We start from the raw sequence: 19,267 nt of genomic DNA on the forward strand, positions 1-19,267 counted from the left end.
GAGGCCGACGGCCCGCGAGAGGGCGGGGTATCACCTGTTGGCGACGCCGTTGCCGGACAGGACCGGGATGCTGTCCAGGATGTGCGACAGCGGCTCGTCGCGCTTGATCTGGCTGCTGTTCTCGGTGCACTGCTGGTTCTGCGGCGAGGACAGGACGTTGATGTCCTGGACGGTGACCGGGATGAGGCCGATCAGCGAGCCCACGTTGGCCTTGACCGGCAGGCCGATGCACGGCTTGTTCAGCGTGCCCTGGACCAGACCGATCTGCGGGCTCTGGGTGCCGCCGGTCGCGGTGTTGCCGTAGGCGGCCACCGCACCGTTGCCGTTCACCGTGGTGTTGCCGTCGTCGTTGCCGATCGCCATGGCCGGGGAGGCGGTGGCGCCGACGGCGACGACCGAGGCGGCGAGTGCGGCGCCGGCGAGCATCTTCTTGATCATTGTTGTCCCTTTTTTGGTGCCTGAATGCACGGTTCTGGAAGGTCAGGAGCGATCTGATCAACCGCTCACAAGGGGTTTAGTTCCGGCGTTTCACTCCGACGGGTGACCGGACGGATCCGGCGGAGCGGTGCGCGGAGGTGGTCAGCCGGCGAGCGGGAGACCGCCGCCGAGCAGCGACGTCACCGGGAGACCGCCGAGCAGGGAGGGCAGTACGCCCTTGGCGGCGCCCGCGGCCTGGCCCAGCAGGGCGCCGGCGCCGGAATTGCCTTGGAGGTTCTGGGCGGCCTTGCTGACGGTTCCGAGCGCGCCGTCGACATGGGTCCCGTCGACGGCCTTCTCCAGCGGCTGCTGAGCGAGCAGTTCGTCGACGCCGCCGTTGATGCTGGTCGCCACCGGGCTCCTGCCGCTGTCGGCGAAGGCGGGCGCGCCCACGCCGACCGCCATGACGGAGCCGGCCACGACCACTGCGACCTTCGAGTACTTCACTTGCCACCCTTTCGTAGCTGACGCCCAGATCTTCCGAGCCTTCCGACAAGGACAACGACCGCGAGTGGCAAGGGAAACGACGAGTTAACAGCCGTCCGGACAATCACCCGAACGACTCCATTCAGCGAATGCGCCTCATGGCCCGACCGGCCCGCCGGTAAAGGAGGGCGCCGCCGATCAGCAGCCCCACACCGGCGGCCCCGGCCGCGCCCACCTCACGTCCGTCCATACCGGTGTAGGCGAGCTGGGACTCGCCGCCGTACGGCTCGTGGGCCACAGGCGTGCTGTCCGGGACCACCCGCGGGGGTGCCTCCTGGTCCGCCACCGGCACGCTGACCGGCATGTTCGGCCCACCCGGGTTGGCGGCGGGCGGCTGGGCCGGCGGTTGTGCGGGCGGGGCGGCCGGGCCCTGCGGCGGACGGCCGGGCGTCGGCCGGGGAGCGCTCACCGAGGAATCCGCCGAGCCGTTGGCGCAGGAATTGCCCATCGCCGGATTGAGCAGGGCGATGACGTCCACGGTGTTTCCGCAGGCATTGACGGGAGCGTGCACGGGCACGTCCAGGGAATTGCCCGAACCGACTCCCGGCGAGCCTTCGGCGCCGCCTTCACCACGGGCGCCGCTCACCCCCGTGCCCCGCGCGGCAGGAGCGCCGCGCCCGGCAGGGCCGCTCGCACTCGTGCCGGCCGCGGCATGGGCGTGGGTGCTGTGGGCGTGGGTGCTGTGGGCGTGCGTGGCGTGGGCGTGCGTGGACTGCGCGTGCGTGTCCGCCCCGTACCCCGCCGGGATGCGCGTCCCTGAGCCTTGTGCCCCCGACGTGTGCGTGTCCGGCCGGTGCCCGGACGACGTGTGCAGCGGTGAGCCCTCGGAACCGGACGCCTGGGGGGCGGCCGTTCCGTAGCCCGCCTGCGCACCGGAGTGCCGGGAGTGCGAGACGTTGGCGCAGTTGTTGCCGAACGCAGGGTTGGCCGCGGCGATGACGTCGACCGTGTTGCCGCAGGCGTTCACGGGCACCTCGATGGGGGCCGAGATGCTGTTGCCGGACAGTACGCCAGGGGAGTCGGCGGCACCGCCCTGGGCGTCGGAATCGGCGGTCGCGTACCCGCCCGTCACGGCGAGGATGCTGCTCGCGGCAGCGACGGTGAGCATGCTCCGGCTCAGGATCTGTCGCATCGACTCTTTCTCCGATGGGGATTGCCGCACAGGTTGCTGCCCGGCTGGACTCGACGACGCACCGCCCCGGCGCGCGTCCCGGCGCCCCGGGGCGGTCGGTCCCGGTCGGACCCGGACCGCTCGGGGCCGACGTCAGTGGCTGGTGCTCGCGTTGACGCAGGTCTGACCGAACGCCGGGTTGAGCAGTGCGATGACGTCGACGGTGTTTCCGCACAGGTTGACCGGGAGGTGGATCGGAATCTGGACGAGGTTGCCGGACAGCACACCCGGGGAGTGCACGGCGGCACCCGCCGCACCCGCGTCGGCGAACGCCGGGGCGGCGGCCCCCATCGCGATCATGGTTCCGGCGGCGACGGCGGCGACCTTCGAGTACTTCACGTTAGAACTCCCTTTTCCTAGCGGCGCCTGACACCGCCACGACTCTCGCGCCGGCCGGCCACGTACCTCCGTGTCCGTGAACACCGCTACCGCCGGGCTAACGACGGCCGCGATCAGAGGCAACTCCCCAGCGAGGGAAGCCGGTCACTATCCACCCGAATGGACGGTGGACAACCGCCGGGCGGGCAGCCGCCCGGGGCACGAGAGAAACGGAAGGGTGACGGGGGAAAACGGCCGCGGCCCCGGCCGCCCGAAAAGCTTCGGAGGACCGGGGCCGCGCCCAGGGAGCGGAACCGTGGCTCAGTGGTTGTGCGCGCCGTTGCCGGACAGGATCGGGATGTTGTCCAGCAGGTGCGAGAGCGGCTCGTCGCCCTTGGACTGGGTGGAGTTCTCCGTGCACTGCTGGTTCTGCGGCGAGGACAGGATGTTGAGGTCCTGGATGCTGATCGGGACGACCCCGAGGAGCGACCCGATGTTGGCCTTGGCCGGCAGGGCGATGCACGGCTTGTTGAGCGAGCCGGCGATGAGCGCGAACTGCGGGCTCATGTAGCCGCTGGTGTACGTGTTGCCGTAGTACTGCGCGGAACCGTTGCCATTCGCGGTGGTGGTCCCGCCGTCGTTGCCGATGGCCATGGCTGACGGGGCGACCGAGGCCGACACGCCTGCGATGGAGGCGGCGACTGCCGCCGTGGCGAAGATCTTCTTGATCACGGTGGGGTCCTTCTGAAGAGACATTGCCCCGGTACCAGGGTTGAACTGACCAACCGCGCGACAGGCCATCGGTAATGGAACTTCACTCGAATGGAGACCGATTGACGCTTCGTCAGCTTCGCTATTCGGATAGTCATACAAGATCCCGATAGGCGTAGCCTGCGCGCGTCTTACGTGATTTACAGCCCGGAGCGTGCCAGCGTGCATTCCTGTTTCGCGGTGATCCAGGAAAGCGAGAACGGCGCGATGCCGCACAACCACTCCGCCCTCGCCGGGCTGACGGTGCTCCACATGACGCAGCCCGTCGAGGGCGGCGTGGCCCGTGTCGTCACCGATCTCGTACGCGCCCAGGTACGCGCCGGCGCGCGCGTCGTGGTCGCCTGTCCGATCCGCGAGCCCGCGCACGCCGAGCCCGACCGATCCCGGGACGCGCCCCGGGAAGCGCCCTGGGACGCGCCCACGGACGCGCTCCGGGACCGTCCGGGGATCCAGCCGCTCCACCGTCCGGAGACCCTCCCCCGGGCCGCCGCCCGCGCCGGCGCCGAAGTCGTACGGTGGGACGCCCGCCGCTCGCCGGGCCCCGGCCTGGTCCGCGAGGTGCGCACCGCCCGCCGCCTGATCAGGGCCGTCCGCCCCGACCTGCTCCACCTGCACAGCGCCAAGGCCGGCCTTGCCGGACGCCTGGCGGCCAGGGGATCGCTGACCACCGTCTTCCAGCCGCACGCCTGGTCGTACGAGGCCGTCGGCGGCCTCACCGCCCGCGCCGCGCTCCGCTGGGAGCGGCGCGCGGCCCACTGGTCCGACTGCCTCCTGTGCGTCAGCCGCGCCGAGCGCGCGGCAGGGGAGTCCAGCGGCATCCACGGCGCCTGGACCGTCGTCCCCAATGGCGTCGACACCGCGCGATTCGCCCCGGCGGGGACGCCCGCGGAGCCGGTCGGCGCCCCGGGCCGGGACCCCGGCCTGGCTCCGGGGTCGGCCCCCGGGCCAGGCTTCGGGCCGGTCTTCGGCCACCAGGGATGCGAAGACCGCGAAAGCCACCAAGGCGGCGAGGAGTACGGGCACCGCCAAGGCGGCGAGGACAGCGGAGGCGCCAGGGCGCGAGAAGTCCGGGACGACCGGGACGACCGGCCCGGCTGGCACGACCGGGATGGCCAGGATGACCGGGACGACCGGGACGACCACCCCGACCGGGACGAACGGGACGAACGGGACGAACGCGAGGCCAGGCAGGGGCGCGCGGCCCTGCGCGCCGCTCTGCCCGCCCTCCGCGATGTCGGCCCCGACACCCCACTGGTGGTGTGCGTCGGCCGGCTGTGCCGCCAGAAGGGCCAGGACGTCCTGCTGCGCGCCTGGCCCGAGGTCACCGCGCGGTTGCCGCGGGCCCGGCTGGCCCTCGTCGGCGACGGCCCCGACCGCCGACGGCTGACGCGCGAGGCGCCCGGGAGCGTGATCACGGCAGGCGCCGCGCACGACACCGCGCCCTGGTACCGGGCGGCCGACGTCGTCGTCCTGCCGTCCCGCTGGGAGGGCATGGCGCTGGCACCGCTGGAGGCGATGTCCTGCGGGCGGCCGGTGGTGGTGACGGACGTGGGGGGCGCGCGCGAGTGCCTCCCACCGGCAGACGCGCCCGCGTGCGTCGTACCCATCGGCGACGCGCACGCCCTCGCGGCTGCCCTGCTGCGGCTGTTGACGGACCCGGCGTTGCGCACCGCCGCGGGGGCGCGCGCGCTGGCGCACGTACGCGAACGGCACGACCTGCGACGATCGACCGCCGCCGTGACCGCGCTCTACGCGGGCCTGCTCGGCCTCCCCGCGCCCGGCCGCCCGGAGAGGGCCGCCCTCCGATGACCAGGGACACCACCCGCGTCCCGCCTCCGGCCGCGCCCCTTCCGCCCACGACGGCGGCGAGCCCGGACCAGCCCTCTGCCGCGACGCCGGCCTTCGCCGCCCAGGCGGCGCCCGCCGTCCCCTCGGACGCGACCTCGCCGCCTTCTTCCCGCCGCTCCCTTGCCGCCACACCCCGGCCGCTCCAGCCGCCCCAACCGCCCCAGGAGCTCCGGCCCCTCGCCCTGTCCCCCGCCGCCTCCACGCCCCGCGGACTCGGCAGGCGCCCGGCGGCCCGCGGGCCGCGGCTCGCCCCGCGCGTCGGGTTGCCACTGGTCGCCATGGACGGCGCGGCGGCCCTGTGCGGGGCTTACGCCGTCGGGCCCGACGCGGGGCCGTACCTCGCGGGCCCGGTGGTGGCCGTCCTGCTGCTCGCGCACCGGCGGGCGGGCCTGTACGGCACCAGGTTCGCGCCGGGCGCGCTGGAGGAGGTGCCCGCGGTCGTGACACGGGTTGCGCTCGCGTGGGCGCCGGCCGCTGCCGGCCTCGCCGCCGTCGCACCGGGACTCGCCCTGGCCTGGCCCACCCTGCTCGCCGCGGTAGCCGTGACGTCCCTGACCGCCTGCCTGCTGCGTGCCCTGGTGTACGGCATCCGCCGCTCGTACGGCCGCCGCCACCCGGCCGCGGCACTGGTCGTCGGCCCCGCCTCCTCCGCGGGGCAGGTCGCGGCCGCCCTCGTCGCCCGGCCCGAGTACGGCATGCGGCCGGTCGGCCTGATCCCCACCGGAAGCGCCGGAGCCCCCGCGGGCCCCGCCACGGGCGCTCCTACGGGCGTCCCGACCGGCGCCGCTCCGGGCGTCGCCACAGGCCTCCTGGCGGGCGCGGCCACGGACACGGGCCAGGACCAGTACGGCCTGCCCGTCCTCACCACGCCCGGCGGCCTCGCCCGGGCCGTCCACCGCCACACCGTGCGCCACGTCCTCGTCGTCGGCCCGGAAGGGCTGGACCACCGCGCCGGCGCCGCCCTGCGGCTACTCGCCGCACATGAGTGCCGCCTGTGGCACCTGACCACCGCGCCACCGGCCGCGAACCCTCGGTGGCCGCGCGCCGCGCACCTCTGGGGCTTCGCCTGCCACCCGCTGGACCCGGCACCGGCTCCCGGCGGTTCACGCGGCGGCGCCCGGATCGCCAAGCGCACACTGGACGCCTTGGCGGCGGCCGCGGCGCTGCTCGTCCTCGCGCCCGTCCTCCTGGGATGCGCCCTGGCGGTGCGGATCGGCGACGGCAGGGGGGTGCTGTTCCGGCAGGAGCGCGTCGGCGCTGGAGGGCGGCCCTTCACCCTGCTGAAGTTCCGTACGCTGCGGCCGCGCGACGAGCACGAGGCCGCCACCCGCTGGTCCATCGCCGACGACCGCCGGATGAGCGCGGTGGGCCGGTTCCTGCGGCGGACCTCGCTGGACGAGTTGCCGCAACTGTGGAACGTGCTGCGCGGCGACATGAGCCTGGTCGGTCCGCGCCCCGAGCGCCCGTACTTCGTGCGGCGGTTCAGCCAGGCACACCCCGGCTACCAGGACCGCCACCGGGTGCCCGTCGGCATCACCGGCCTCGCCCAGGTGCACGGGCTGCGCGGCGACACCTCCATCGCGGACCGCGCACGCTTCGACAACCACTACATCGACACGTGGTCGTTCTGGCAGGACGTCGTCATCCTGCTGCGGACGGCCCGGTCGGTCTTCCGGCTCGGCGGAAGCTGATGGTCCTCACGGTCGCCGCGCGAACCGCTCCGCCCGCCGCCGGGTGGCGGCGCGGGTCGGCCGCAAGGCGGCTGGCGCCGCTGCTGCCCGCGCTGGCCACCGTTCTCCTGCTGGCCGCGCCTATTGCGCCGGGCGACGTCAATGCGGCGGGCAAGGTCGCCCCCGCCGACGCCGCCTCCGCCGTCCTCGTCCTGACCTGCGCGGTACGCCTGGTCCGCGCGCGTCGGCAGCCCGTGCTCACCGCCCGGGCGGCGGCGCTCCTCGGCGCGCCCCTCATCGGTTTCGCCGCCTCCGCGGTCACGTCGCCGGCCCCCGGCCTCGGGGCCGCGGGTTTCGTGCGGTACGCCCAGGTGTTCGTGCTCGTGCCGGTGGCCGTAGTGCTCTCGCTGCGCGATCGGCGCGACGCCGGGGTGCTCGCGGGCACGGTGGTCGTCCTCGCCCTCCTCCAGGGCGCGGTCGGCACCTGGCAGTACGCCACCGGCACCGGTGCCTCGTACATGGGCCGCGACGTCAGGGCGGTCGGCACCTTCGGGCCCTCGGACATCATGGGCATGGCGACCGTGGTGGCCTACGGGCTGGTGATCGCCGCCGGTTACGCGCTGGCGCCCGAGGGGCGTGCGCGGGCGCGCTGGGTCGGGCCGGCGGCAGCGGTGTGCGCCGGCGCGCTCCTCGTACCCCTGGCCGTCTCCTTCAGCCGCGGCACATGGATCGCCACGGCCGTCGCCTGCGCCGCCGTGATCCCCCTGGCGGGGCGGCGCCGGGCGGGACGCGTCCTCGCCGTCCTCGGCATGTGCGCCGTGCTGCTGGTCGGCGGCTTCGGCGCCGGCTCCCGGCTCATCGGCGACCGGGTGGCGAGCATCGCCGCGGTCACCGACGCGCCCGACCATTCCGTCACCGACCGCTACGCCCTGTGGAGCGCCGCCCTGTCGATGTGGCGCGAGCACCCCGCCCTGGGCGTCGGCCTCAAGCGCTTCCCCGCGGAGCGCGACGCGCACGCCCCTTTGGCGCTGTCCTCCGCGAGCGACACGGAGGGCGCGGGCCAGTCCTTCGTCCGCGAGCCGCTGCTGTCGCCGCACAACATGTACCTGCTCGCCCTGGCGGAACAGGGCCTGGTGGGCTGCGCCCTGCTCACCGGGTCGTGGGCGGGGCTGCTGGCGCTTGCCGCCACCCGCCTGGCGCCCACCCGGCGCCGCTCCCCCATGAGCTCGCGCCCCGGCGTCGGCCTGGCCGCCGTCGGGCTGCTGGTGTGGACCTGCGTCGACTTCCTCTACGCGGACATCGGCGGTCCCGCCACCGTCCTGACCGCCGTGGTCCTCGGGCTCGCCGCCTGGTGGGCGCTTCACCCGGAAGAGGGCCGGGAACAGGGCCCCGCCGACGGGCGTGGGCGGTGACGGACGTGACGGACGTGACCACCGCGACCGCCACCAGGCAGCGAGGACTGGCGTCGGCCGTCCGCCGCGCCACCGCGCCCCATGGAGCCGCCCGCGCCGCGGGCGTCACGGCCGCGCTCACGGCGGCCGGCTCGTTGCTGGGGCTCGCGCGCGACCAGAGCGTCGCCCACCTCTTCGGCGCGGGGGCCGAGAGCGACGCCTTCCTGGTGGCCTGGACTGTGCCCGAGGTGGCGGCGACGGTCCTGATCGAGGACGCGATGGCGCTGGTGATGGTGCCCGCCTTCAGCGTGGTGGCGTCCCGGGGCGGGGAGGTGCGGGATCTGGTGCGCGCCACCTTGCCGCGTCTGCTCGTGCTGCTCGGGATCGCAACGGGGGCGCTCGCCGCGGGTGCGCCCTGTTTCGTACGCCTCCTGGCGCCCGGTATCGCCGACCCGGCGGCAGCGGTGGCCTGCACCCGGCTCACGGCCGCCGCCGTCCTCACCTTCGGCGTGGCCGGCTACCTCAGCGCCGCCCTGCGCGCCCATCGCCGCTTCGTCCCGCCCGCCGCCGTCTACGTCGCCTACAACGCGGGCATCGTCGCCACCATGCTGGCCTTCCACGGCCGGTTCGGGGTGCGGGCGGCCGCCGCGGGAGTGGCGGCGGGCGGCCTGCTGATGGTCGCCGTCCAACTCCCCTCGGCGGTAGCGGTCCTGCGCGATTCGTCGCCCATGTGCCTGCCCCGGCCCGGCCGCGACCCAGGCGACCGGGCCGCGTGGGCCCCCGGCACCCCGTACGACCCGGGTCACCGGAACGACCCGGGTCACCGGAACGACTCGGGCGGTCCGCGCGACCCGAACGATCCCCGCAACGCAAAGGACGCGCACGGTCCGCGTGCCGCCGGCGCCCTCGCGCTCCTTGCCGCGCCCGTCCTCCTCTTCACCCTCGCCCGCCAGTCCCAGGTCCTGCTGGAACGCTTCTTCGCCGCCCCCCTGCCGCCCGGCGCCATCTCCCACCTCAACTACGCCCAGAAGGTCGCCCAACTGCCCATGGCGGCCTCCCTCATGATGTGCACGGTCACCTTTCCCTCCGTGTCCCGTGCCCTTGCCGCGGGTGACCGCGCGAAGGCGCGGCAGCGCGTGGAACGCGACCTGACGCTCGCCTGTGTCGTCGTCCTGCTCGGCGCCGCCTTCGTCATCGCCTGCGCCCCGAGGATCGTGCAGCTCCTCTTCCAGCGCGGCCGGTTCGACGCGGGCGACACCGCCGCGACCGCGGCCGTGATGCGGGTGTACGCGCTCGGCCTGCTCGGCCAGACCCTGGTGGGCGCGCTGGTCCGGCCGTACTTCTCCGTCCGGAGGCCGACCTGGTATCCGGCCGCGGCCATGGCCGCGGGTCTGGCCGTCACCGCTGCCGTGGACGCGATCGGGGTTCGCCCGTGGGGCGTCTACGGGATCGCGGCGGGCAACGCGGCGGGAATCACCATGACCGCCGCCTTGTTGCTGCGCGCCCTGGGCGCCCACGCGGTCGCCGTACGGCTGCGGGTGATGGCTCCGCGTCTGTGCCGCGTCCTGCTCGCCGCCGCGGCGGCCACTGCCACGGGATGGGCCCTCGCGGACGCGCTCGGGGATCCTCTGGCCGCGACGGGCGCCTGCGCCCTTGCGGTGCCGGCCGCATTCGCCGCGACCGCCGCGGCGGCCCGTCACGGCGTACGCGGCCCCCTCCGGCCCCTCCGTCCCCTCCGGCCGCGCCGCATCCGTACCGAGACCGAACCGGCCGCCTCCCCGCCCGGCGGCCCCATCCGCTTCCGCAGCCGCCCGGAGGGCCGCCCATGACAGAGGTGCGCCGCGCGCCCTGGACGCTGATGTACCACTCCGTCGACGACAGCCGGGAGGACCCCTATCTGCTCACGGTCACCCCGCGCCGGTTGGCCCGCCACCTGGCGTGGCTGACGGACCGGGGGCTGAGGGGCGTGGGAGTGGGCGAGTTGCTGCGCGCCATGGCCGACGGCACGGCACGGCGGCTGGTCGGTCTCACCTTCGACGACGGTTACGACGACTTCCGCCGCGCCGCCCTGCCCCTGCTGCTGCGGCACGGCCACAGCGCGACCGTGTTCGTCCTCCCCGGCCGCCTGGGCGGCGAGAACGCCTGGGACGCGCGCGGCCCGCGCAAGCGCCTCGTGGACGCCGCCGGACTGCGGGAGATCACCGCGGCGGGCATGGAGATCGGCTCGCACGGGCTGCTCCACCGCGACCTGACCGCCGTTCACGCGGTCACCCTTCTCGCGGAGGTGCGCGGCAGTCGCCGCCGCCTGGAAGACCTCACCGGCGCCGCCCCGGCGGGCTTCTGCTACCCGTACGGCGCGGTCGACACAAGGGCGCTGCTGGCCGTACGGGACGCCGGCTACGAGTACGCCTGCGCGGTCGATCCCGGGCCGCTGGCGTGCCGCTACGCGCTGCCCCGCACGTACGCGGGGCAGGCCGACACCGGGCTGCGGCTGCGTGCCAAGCGGCTGCGCCACCGCGCCCGCCGCTCCCTGCTGCCCGACCACCCGTGGGCGGCGCCTATGCCGCGACCCCCCGAGGAAGCACCGGACCTGCCCGTTCTCCCAGGAGGCGACACATGAAAGTCCTGCACATCATCACCGGGTTGGGGATCGGCGGCGCCGAGCAGCAATTGCGGCTGCTGCTGCGGCACCTGCCGGCGGACTGCGAGGTGGTGACGCTGACCAATCCAGGGCCGCTGGCCGACGCCATCCGGGCCGACGGCGTCCCCGTCACCCATCTGGGCATGTCCGGCAACCGCGACCTGACCGCGCTGCCCCGGCTGGCCGCGCACATCAGGGCGGGCCGCTACGACGTCGTGCACACGCACCTGTACCGCGCCTGCGTGTACGGGCGCCTGGCCGCCCGCCTGGCCGGAGTCAGGGCGGTCGTCGCCACCGAGCACTCCCTGGGCGCGACCCAGATGGAGGGACGCCCGCTCGGCCGCGGCACCCGCGCCCTGTACCGGGCGACGGAAAGGCTCGGCAAGGGGACCCTCGCGGTGTCCGACACGGTCGCTCACCGGCTGGACGCCTGGGGCATCCCCGGCGGGCGCATCCACGTCGCGCCCAATGGCATCGAACTGGACCGGTTCCGCTTCTCCGAGACCGCCCGCGCCGCCACCAGGCTGCGGCTGGACCTTCCCGCGCACGCCTTCGTCGTCGGCGGAGTCGGCCGGTTCGTCAAGGCCAAACGGTACGACGTCCTCGTCCGGGCGGTCGCCGCGATTCCCGGGGCCCATCTGCTGCTGGCCGGCGACGGGCCCGAGGAGGTCATGCTGCTGCGGCAGATGCACGAACTCGGCATCGCCGGCCGGGCCAGGGTCGCCGACCCCGGCGGCCACGAGGTGCCCGACCTCCTGGCCGCCATGGACCTGTTCGTCTCCCCGTCCCAGGAGGAGTCGTTCGGGCTGGCGGTGGTCGAAGCCCTGGCCGCCGGACTGCCCGCGCTCTATGTGTCGTGCCCGGCTGTGGAGGACCTGTCCCCGGCGGCCGTGCCCGGGGCCGTGCGGGTCCCGGCGGACCCCCGGCCGGACGAGCCCGGGGGCCTGGAACAGGGCCACGACCAGGGCCAGGAGGGGCGGCGGGACGGGGACGAGCAGCCGCGACGGCGGGGGGCGGGGGAAGGCCGGGCGGACCGGCCGGCAAGCGGAGCCGCCCCGCACCTCGAAGCCGCGATCCGCGCCCGGGTGGCGGCCGGTCCGAACCGGCTGCCGGTGCCGGCGGCTCTGCACCGCTACGACATCGCACGCACCGCGCGCGGCGTGATGGCCGTCTACACCGAGGCGCTGGCGGCGGGCGGACGGTTCCGGCACCGCCCCGCCATCGTGCCCCCGCCGCCCATCGTGCCCGCGCCTGCCTCCGAGCGGGTCGGGCCGGCCGCCGCGGCGAGCGCCGTGTCCGTTCCCGGCCCCACCCCCGCGTCCCCGGCCCGGCCGGTCGAGAAATGAGCAGCGGCATGAACACCGTCACCTCGGTCGAGTCCATCACTCCTGCCGCCGGGTCCGGCGGCGGGCGCGTCCCGGGGCGCGGCCCGCACAGGCGGCTGCCGCGCCGGCTGCCGGTCCCCGCGGGCATCTGCATCGGCCTGGCGGCGGGTCTCGGCTACGGCCTGGCGGCCACCCCGCAGTACACGGCCACCAGTTACGTCGTCGTCGTACCGCAGCACAGCGCGGACTCCGCCACCGCGCTGGGCTTCGCCCAGGCGTACGGACGGATCGTCACCGGGTCGGCGGTGCTGGCCGGTGCGCAGGCGACCTCGCGCATGGCCGTGTCCGACCTGAAGCCAAAGGTTGCCGCGCAGACATCACCGGACGCGCCGATGATCGCGGTCACTGGTACCGACGCGCGCGCCAAGGCCGCCGCCCGGATCGCCAACGCCGTCGCCCGGTCCCTGGCGGCCACCGGCAACCAGGACGCGGCCTCCACGGGGGTGCGACTGCTCGTGTTCTCCCCGGCCGCGACCCCCGCCGCCCCGTCCTCGCCCTCGGCCGCCCTGTCCGGCGCGGTCGGCGCGAGTGCGGGCGGCCTGCTGGGGGCGCTCGTCCTCCTCGTACGCCCCAAGGAGCGCGAGGAGCGGGCGGCCGCGGCCGGGGTGCCCGGCCAGGCGCAGGAAGCCGCGAGGGCGGCGGTGTGACCCTCGTGCCCAAGGCCGCCGCCCCCGGCCGGCCACCGGCGCCCGCTCCCGCCGGACTGACCGTCACCCTTTGCCGCGAGCCGGCGGAGTTCAGGGCGCTGGCGCCTCAATGGCGGCGGCTGCACGCGCGCTGCCCGTCGGCGACGCCCTTCCAGAGTCACGCCTGGCTGTACTCGTGGTGGCTCTCGTACGGCGTACGGGGGCGGCTGCGGGTGGTTCTGGTGCGCCGGGGGAGCGACCTCGTGGGAGCCGCGCCCATGATGCGCACGTACCGCCCGCTGCCGGCCCTGGTGCCGCTCGGCGGACGGATCACCGACTTCATGGACGTCCTCGCCGACGCTTCGTGTGCCGAGGAGGTGGCCGGGGCCCTCGCCGCCGGGCTGCGGCGGGCGGCGCGCGGGACCGTGATCGACCTGCGGGAGGTACGGGCGGGCGGCGCGGCGGAACTCGTCCACAGGCACTGGAGCGGGCCCAAGCGGCGGCTGGCCGACTCGATGTGCCTCGAACTGCCGGGACTGCCCATGGACGCGCTGATCGCCCGCCTCGGCAGCTCGCGCGGCCAGCGTGTCAGGTCGCTGCTGCGCAAGCTGGACGCGGCGGGCGTGGAGGAGCGCGAGGTCCCCGCGGCGGACGTGCCCGAGGCGGTGGCGACCATGCTGCGGCTGCACGCCCTGCAATGGCGGGGCCGCGGCCTGAACCCCGAACACCTGCGGCCTCGGTTCGCCACCCATCTGTCCCGCGCCGCGGCGGCGATGACGGCCGGCGGGGAAGCCGTCGTCACCGAGTTCAGCGTCGGCGGCGAGGTGGTCGCCGCCAACCTCACCGTCCTGTCACCCACCCTGACCGGCGGCTACCTCTACGGCGCCCACCCGGACCTGCGCGCCACCCGCGTCCACGTCGGCACCCTCCTGATGCGCCACGGCGTCCGCCACACAGCCGCGGCCGCCCGCGCCACCCTCAGCCTCCTGCGCGGCACCGAACCGTACAAGGCGCACTGGCGCCCCGCGGCGAGCACCAATCAGCGCCTTCTCCTCGCCACCCGGGCTGCGGCCCTCCCCCTGCTCCTCCACGCCGCCTTGGCCTCCCTGCGCGCCAAGGCGGCGGGCTCCCCCCGGCTGCGTAGGCTGCGCCACCGCGTGCGCGGGGCCCGCGGCGGCTCCCTCACCGCCGATGCCGCGCCGCCACCCCAGCCCGCGAACCGGCCCGCGAACCGGCCCGCGAACCGGCCCGCGTCCCCGCCCGCCTCCCGGACAGCGCCGCCCGGTACACCGCCGACGACTCGGGATTGGCCCGGCACTGCCACACCCCGTGCGGGCAGTAGTCCGTGATGCTCTGGTACAGCGGCTTGTGCGCGGCGATCCACGCCAGCATCAGCCGCATGTACCGCGGATCGTCACCGTTCCTGAACAGCCCCCATTCGGGGTACGAGGTCGCCTTGCGGTGCCGGGCGGCGAAGTCCACCTGCGCCTGGAGTCCGTACGGCTCGGTCACCTCGTCGTGGAACGACTCCCCGGGCGGCTGGTCGTAGGAGTCCATGCCGACGATGTCGACCGTGGCGTCGCCCGGGTAGCAGGCGGTCCAGGCGATCGCGTCCCGGCCGCGGTCGGGCGCGAAGTCGAACCGGAACCGCTGGCCGGGCACCGCCCGCATGGCGGCGACGATTCGCCTCCAGTACGTCCTCCAGCCGACCGGGTCGGGGGCGCAGCGGCTGGTGTAGGTGGTGCCGTTCATCTCCCAGCCGAGCACGATCACCGCGTCGGGCACGCCGAGCCGGACCAGCCGCCGGGCGAGACGGGTGAAGTGCGCGTCGTTCGCGCCGCGCGCGCCGGCCCGGAGCAGGTCCCGCACCCGGGCGTCGGTGAGGCCGCCCTCGTTGTTCGCCTGCATCGGCACGTTGAGCACGAGCAGCCGGTCCGTCCTTGCGCGCCTCCACGCCGCCCAGGGCACCAGCTGTCCCCCGGCGCCCTCGACGCCGGACCAGCTGTCACCGGGCAGGTACGTGCGGCCCACGCGCATCTCCGCGCCGCCGAGCCACTTCTCCAGGGCGGCAATGCCGCGGACTCCGGCGGCGCCGGAGTCGGTGAACGCGCCCATCAGGGGCGCGCGGGCGTCCGCCGGGGGCGTGCCGCTGCCGAGCGCGGTACGGCCGGGCCCGGAGAGGGTGAGGGCGACAGCCGCCATGGCGGCGCCCGTACGTGCCCACCACAGGCGCCGGTCGGCCATGGTTTCTCCCTCTGTCGGATGTTCGCGGCATCGGATCTGTCGGAAGGTCCGATGTACCGGACGCACCGGACGGACGCACCGGACAGTCGTCAAGCACGCCTCCTGCCGTCCCGTGCCCGACCGGTCCGGACGCGAATCGGTACGTGTTTTCGTCCCATCCCTTCCCGTCGGGCGCCGCTTTCTGGCGTGCCGTCAGCAATTGGTGCCCCGGCCCGCGACAAACACCTGACGGTGTCACTCGGCTGGAGGAATTTGCGCGCAGCGCGGCCCGATTATCCGCTTCTGCTCACCCCTCCGGGCGCATGATGAGCGCGCCCCGGTGGAACCGGCCGCCCGTCGCGGGCGCCGCCGCGCGTGGGACGCGGCCGAAAGGAGTCCGGCATGGTGACGCGCAGGAGAGTGCTCGGAAGCGGGGCCACGGCTTTCGCGGCGGTGGCCGGCACGGGGGCCGCGCTGGGGCCGATGCTGGCGGCCGGCCGGCGGGACGCGGTCCGGGCCGACCCGGGTTCGCCCGGGAGCGCGGAGGTGTCCGGCGGCCCGGCGCCGCTGTTCGACGAGGTGTACCGCGGCCGCCGCCTCCAGGGGTTCGCCGCAGGTGACGGCGCCGAGCCGCTGATCCTCGTCGACGGCCGGCCGTTGCGGGTGATGCGGAGGGTGGACGGCACCTGGATCAGCCTGGCCAATCACTACCAGCCGTACCCGTCCCCGCTCGCGACCGCCCGGGGCGCGGTCGACACGATCGGCCCGGCGCAACTGGCCGGGGCACCCGCCCACGCCCACGGGGGCCACTGACCGGCGCCCGCCGATCGCCCACCGCCGGCCGTACCCGCCGCTCGCCCACTGCCCGACCCCCACTGCCCACCGCCCACCGCCGCGACGACCGAGGGGCCCGTCCGTGTACACGCGCAAGAATCAGCGGAACCTGACCAGCAGTCAGCGCCAGCGGTTCGTGGAGGCCGTCCTGGAGCTCAAGCGTCTCGGCGCCTACGAGAAGTACGTGACCACGCACGCCAAGTACTTCGCCGCCGACGGCGAGAGCGGCCTGCGAGTGGCCCACATGGCGCCGACGTTCTTCCCCTGGCACCGCTATTTCGTGCTCGCCTTCGAGCGCGATCTGCAACTGCTCGACGCGGGGCTCAGCGTTCCGTACTGGGACTGGACGACCGACCGCGAACGGAACGCGGCGCTGTGGGGCCCCGACTTCATGGGCGGTGACGGCCGCGACAGCGACGGGCAGGTGATGACCGGCCCGTTCGCGTACCGCAACGGCAAATGGACGATCACCAACGGCGTGACCACCGAGCCGTACCTCACCCGGAACCTCGGCCGCCCGGACCGGCCCGTCGCGCTGCCCACGAAGGCCGAACTGGACGGCGCCCTGGCGATGCCCGTGTACGACACGGCGCCATGGAACTCGGCTCCGGAGACGAAGGGTTTCCGCAACAAGATCGAGGGCTGGACGGTCAGCGAGACCAAGGGCGGCTACCTCCACAACCGGGTCCACCAGTGGGTGGGCGGCCACATGGTCGGCGGCGCCTCGCCCAACGATCCGGTGTTCTGGCTGCACCACGCCTTCATCGACCTGGTCTGGGTCCGCTGGCAGCGGCTCCATCCCAGGTCGGGCTACCTGCCCGCCCGGCCGCCGGGCGCACGGGACCCGCAGCACGGCCGGGTCATCAGCCTCGACGAGCCCATGCCGCCGTGGGGGGTGCGGCCGTCCGAGATGCTGGACCACCGGCCCTACTACACGTACGAGGAAGGCTGACCGGTACGCCCATGGCCGCGGGCGACGACATGACGCACGGCGATCCGGCGCAACGCCGGTGCCGGCACCGACGCACGACGACCCGGCCCACCGCGCCGGGACGGCGTGGCGGGCCGGGTCGGGGCGAGCCCGGTCGGGGACCGGGACTACCAGCCGCCCTCGTGGGCCGAAATGTTGGTGCAGGCGTTGCCGAAGGCCGGGTTGAGAATGCCGACCACGTCGATCGTGTTGCCGCACAGATTGACCGGTACGTGGACCGGCACCTGCACCACGTTGCCCGACAGCACACCCGGCGAACCGACTGCGGCTCCCTCGGCACCCGCGTCGGCCGCGGCAATCCCGGCACCGGCGGTCAGAACCGCACCCGCGGCAGCGGTGACAGCCGCAGCCTTTGCGATACGCGACATCAAGATCTCCCTGAGACGAAAGCCAGCCGCAATGGGTGCGGCTTTTGACGCTCTGCGCAACGGACCGAGATCACGAATAGTCACGCAAGTTGAGCTGAACCGGTGACGAGGGAGCCCAATAACCCGTACGGGTGAAAAGCCGCGCAGACGGGCACAGGTGTGCGCCGTGCCGCGTTCTACGGGGCAGGGCGGTGGATCACAGCGCCGGCGCGGCGGCCGGGGCGGAGGGGCTCGCCGGGACGCTCGGGGCGGCGGGCGCCGCGGGAGTGGCTGGCGCGGCGGGCTGGGCCGTGGTCGGCAGGCCCGTGTCGAGCACGATCGCGACGACCGAGTTCGCCAGGTCGGTGAGCAGGGTGGTCGCGGCGCCGAGCACGCCGGTGCTGGAGTCGTCGCCGGCGACGGACGCCACGAGCGCGTCGATGGCGTTGTCCAGCTCGTTCAGCGCGTCATCCGTGGACTCCTGCGCGGAGCGGTTCGCGGCCGGCTTGCCGGGGAGCTTCGGCAGGGCGACACCGCCGGGGCCACCCGGGAACATCGGCGTGCCGGCCCCCTGGGAAGCGCCGCTGGGCGCCTGGGAGCCGACGGGGGACTGGGGGTGAGCAGGGGACTGGGGGTGGGCCGGACTGCTCGGGCTGCTCGGGCGGGCCGGGGCCTGGGGGTCGGCCGGCATGCTGGGCGACTGCGGGCTCGCCGGCATGCTGGGCGACTGCGGGGCGTTCGGGGCGCTCGGCCGAGCCGGGGACTGCGGGCTCGCCGGGGACTGGGGCGACGCCGGGCTGCTCGGCTTGGCCGGCGCCTGCGGGTTGGCAGGGCTGCTCGGCTTGGCCGGCGCCTGCGGGTTGGCAGGGCTGCTCGGCTTGGCCGGCGCCTGGGGGTTGGCCGGGCTGCTCGGGCGGGCCGGGGACTGCGGGGCGTTCGGGTTCGCGGGAGTGTTCGGCGACGTCGACTGCGGGACGCGGCTCCTGGCCGTGCTGACGGCTGCCTTGGCGGCCTGCGCGTCCCTGGCGAGGATGGCGGCCGAGGCGTGCGGAGCGAGCGCGTCCTGGATCAGTTTGCTGGACGGCTTGACCAGGTCGGCCGTGCCCGCCAGCGCCTTGGCCCGCGTGATCAGGGTGACGGCGTCGGCCGGCGCCTTGGCGGTGGTGAAGACGGAGTGGTGGGGCGTGTCGGCGGAAGCGGCGGTGGCCGCCAGGGCGCCGCCCGTGATGGTGGCGACGAGCGCGGAGGCGACGGCAACGCCGGTGATCCGGGGGTAACGCATGGGGAGGTTTTCCCTTCGTCGTGGGGGACAACTACCGGGACCACCGTGAAAAGCGAACAGGACCGCCGCAACCGAAAGACCGGCCGGTGAATTGCCCGGCCCCTGGCGGGCCGACGGCGGCACCCGGGGAATTCCGGGCGTTCCGGCGGCCGCGGATTCGGCATACGCGAATGAGCCGTTAGGGTCGGCCGGAGCGGCGGAAAACTGCTCGAACGGGCGAATCCTCGGCCTTCCGCTGGCCCGCAGAGGTGATTTCCGGCGCGTCGCGGCCGCAGTGCGGGCTAGGGTCCGGGTTATGAGCCAGACCAATACCGCCTCCGCGGCGTCGATCCAGAGCCGGTTGGGCACCCTCGCGGTGATCCCGTGGGCCGGTGAGCACCCCGAGGACGGCGCGGACATCGCCTTTCTGATGGCCTATTCGCTCGGCGACGGGATCGAGGGGCCTTCGGGCACGGAGACGGCGGTGCTTGCAGCGGCCGAGGAGAGCGGGCTGCCCGTGGGCGGCATGATCCTGGACGTGGCGCAGACCTCGCGGACCGACATCAAGGTGCTGGTCGAGGGCGGCAAGGCGGTCCTGACCATGCCGTACCTCCAGGTGACGTGCCCGGTCCCGGAGGAGTGGACCACCGCGGCCCGGCTGCGCGACGCGGTGTACGTGATCTTCGCCAGCCGGCCCTGGCCCGAGGCCGCGCCCGGTTCCGCGGTCGGCGAGGAGGCGCTGCGTGCCTTCGCCGGCGACCAGGACGTCCTCACCAGCGCCGCCCACTTCCTGGTCCCGGTGGGCGCGATCCGCTCCTGACGGGCGG

General features: G+C 74.7%; 17 protein-coding genes and 2 pseudogenes. 11 read left to right on the forward strand and 8 right to left on the reverse strand.

Features of this window, described 5'->3' with window-relative positions:
- Nucleotides 1-30 precede the first annotated feature (30 nt).
- From K7G61_RS27825 to K7G61_RS27845, 5 genes are all read right to left on the reverse strand, one after another.
- Nucleotides 31-438 carry a rodlin gene (locus K7G61_RS27825; protein ID WP_225849761.1) on the reverse strand — a complete coding sequence of 136 codons (408 nt, stop codon included), beginning with the start codon at nt 436-438 and terminating at the stop codon, nt 31-33.
- A 141-nt stretch (nt 439-579) separates the two neighbouring features.
- Complete coding sequence (locus K7G61_RS27830) at nt 580-924, reverse strand: hypothetical protein (RefSeq protein ID WP_225849762.1); 345 nt, start codon at nt 922-924, stop codon at nt 580-582.
- A gap of 121 nt (nt 925-1,045) precedes the next feature.
- Nucleotides 1,046-2,095 (reverse strand): chaplin, encoded by a 1,050-nt coding sequence (locus K7G61_RS37075; RefSeq protein WP_225849763.1) that lies wholly within the window; start codon nt 2,093-2,095, stop codon nt 1,046-1,048.
- Between the two features lie 132 nt (nt 2,096-2,227).
- Nucleotides 2,228-2,473: a chaplin gene (locus K7G61_RS27840; RefSeq protein ID WP_225849764.1), complete on the reverse strand. Its 246-nt coding sequence runs from the start codon at nt 2,471-2,473 to the stop codon at nt 2,228-2,230.
- A 300-nt stretch (nt 2,474-2,773) separates the two neighbouring features.
- Nucleotides 2,774-3,184 carry a rodlin gene (locus K7G61_RS27845; RefSeq protein ID WP_225849826.1) on the reverse strand — a complete coding sequence of 137 codons (411 nt, stop codon included), beginning with the start codon at nt 3,182-3,184 and terminating at the stop codon, nt 2,774-2,776.
- Between the two features lie 219 nt (nt 3,185-3,403).
- Here K7G61_RS27845 and K7G61_RS27850 point away from each other — a divergent pair, with 219 nt between their 5' ends.
- The 8 genes and pseudogenes from K7G61_RS27850 (at nt 3,404) to K7G61_RS37385 (ending at nt 14,133) form a co-directional block, all read left to right on the forward strand.
- Nucleotides 3,404-5,032, forward strand: a complete 1,629-nt coding sequence (locus tag K7G61_RS27850) for a glycosyltransferase (protein WP_374204262.1) — start codon at nt 3,404-3,406, stop codon at nt 5,030-5,032.
- Nucleotides 5,029-6,762 carry an exopolysaccharide biosynthesis polyprenyl glycosylphosphotransferase gene (locus tag K7G61_RS27855; RefSeq protein ID WP_225849765.1) on the forward strand — a complete coding sequence of 578 codons (1,734 nt, stop codon included), beginning with the start codon at nt 5,029-5,031 and terminating at the stop codon, nt 6,760-6,762. Before K7G61_RS27850 ends, K7G61_RS27855 begins: the two co-directional genes overlap by 4 nt.
- Nucleotides 6,762-8,153 carry an O-antigen ligase gene (locus K7G61_RS27860; RefSeq protein ID WP_225849766.1) on the forward strand — a complete coding sequence of 464 codons (1,392 nt, stop codon included), beginning with the start codon at nt 6,762-6,764 and terminating at the stop codon, nt 8,151-8,153. Before K7G61_RS27855 ends, K7G61_RS27860 begins: the two co-directional genes overlap by 1 nt.
- 5 nt (nt 8,154-8,158) lie before the next feature.
- Entirely contained in the window at nt 8,159-9,961 is a 1,803-nt protein-coding gene (locus K7G61_RS27865; RefSeq protein WP_374204263.1) for a lipid II flippase MurJ, read from the forward strand.
- The gene (locus K7G61_RS27870) at nt 9,958-10,752 is read left to right on the forward strand and encodes a polysaccharide deacetylase family protein (protein WP_225849767.1); all 795 of its coding nucleotides are present in this window, start codon (nt 9,958-9,960) and stop codon (nt 10,750-10,752) included. Before K7G61_RS27865 ends, K7G61_RS27870 begins: the two co-directional genes overlap by 4 nt.
- Nucleotides 10,749-11,684, forward strand: a pseudogene (locus K7G61_RS27875) (glycosyltransferase); the annotation flags it as partial. The gene K7G61_RS27870 and the pseudogene K7G61_RS27875, both read left to right, overlap by 4 nt.
- 443 nt (nt 11,685-12,127) lie before the next feature.
- Complete coding sequence (locus K7G61_RS27880; RefSeq protein WP_225849769.1) at nt 12,128-12,805, forward strand: lipopolysaccharide biosynthesis protein; 678 nt, start codon at nt 12,128-12,130, stop codon at nt 12,803-12,805.
- Between the two features lie 5 nt (nt 12,806-12,810).
- A complete protein-coding gene (locus tag K7G61_RS37385; protein WP_374204267.1) occupies nt 12,811-14,133 on the forward strand; it encodes a GNAT family N-acetyltransferase in 1,323 nt (440 codons plus the stop codon).
- On the opposite strand, the pseudogene K7G61_RS27890 reads toward K7G61_RS37385, so the two are convergent.
- A pseudogene (locus tag K7G61_RS27890) lies at nt 14,048-15,028 on the reverse strand (glycoside hydrolase family 26 protein); the annotation flags it as partial. The gene K7G61_RS37385 and the pseudogene K7G61_RS27890 overlap by 86 nt on opposite strands.
- Before the next feature lie 381 nt (nt 15,029-15,409).
- On the opposite strand from K7G61_RS27890, the gene K7G61_RS27895 reads away from it, so the two are divergent.
- Nucleotides 15,410-15,820, forward strand: a complete 411-nt coding sequence (locus K7G61_RS27895) for a tyrosinase cofactor (protein ID WP_225849771.1) — start codon at nt 15,410-15,412, stop codon at nt 15,818-15,820.
- Nucleotides 15,821-15,923: 103 nt separating this feature from the next.
- Nucleotides 15,924-16,793, forward strand: coding sequence for a tyrosinase family protein (locus K7G61_RS27900; protein ID WP_225849772.1), 870 nt, complete (start codon nt 15,924-15,926; stop codon nt 16,791-16,793).
- Between the two features lie 146 nt (nt 16,794-16,939).
- On the opposite strand, the gene K7G61_RS27905 is transcribed toward K7G61_RS27900, so the two are convergent.
- Nucleotides 16,940-17,200, reverse strand: a complete 261-nt coding sequence (locus K7G61_RS27905) for a chaplin (protein ID WP_225849773.1) — start codon at nt 17,198-17,200, stop codon at nt 16,940-16,942.
- A gap of 196 nt (nt 17,201-17,396) precedes the next feature.
- Entirely contained in the window at nt 17,397-18,461 is a 1,065-nt protein-coding gene (locus tag K7G61_RS27910; RefSeq protein ID WP_225849774.1) for a hypothetical protein, read from the reverse strand.
- A 295-nt stretch (nt 18,462-18,756) separates the two neighbouring features.
- On the opposite strand from K7G61_RS27910, the gene K7G61_RS27915 reads away from it, so the two are divergent.
- Entirely contained in the window at nt 18,757-19,260 is a 504-nt protein-coding gene (locus K7G61_RS27915) for a DUF5949 family protein (RefSeq protein WP_225849775.1), read from the forward strand.
- Nucleotides 19,261-19,267: the final 7 nt, after the last annotated feature.

Source organism: Streptomyces sp. HPF1205, assembly GCF_020400825.1.
Classification (GTDB): domain Bacteria; phylum Actinomycetota; class Actinomycetes; order Streptomycetales; family Streptomycetaceae; genus Actinacidiphila.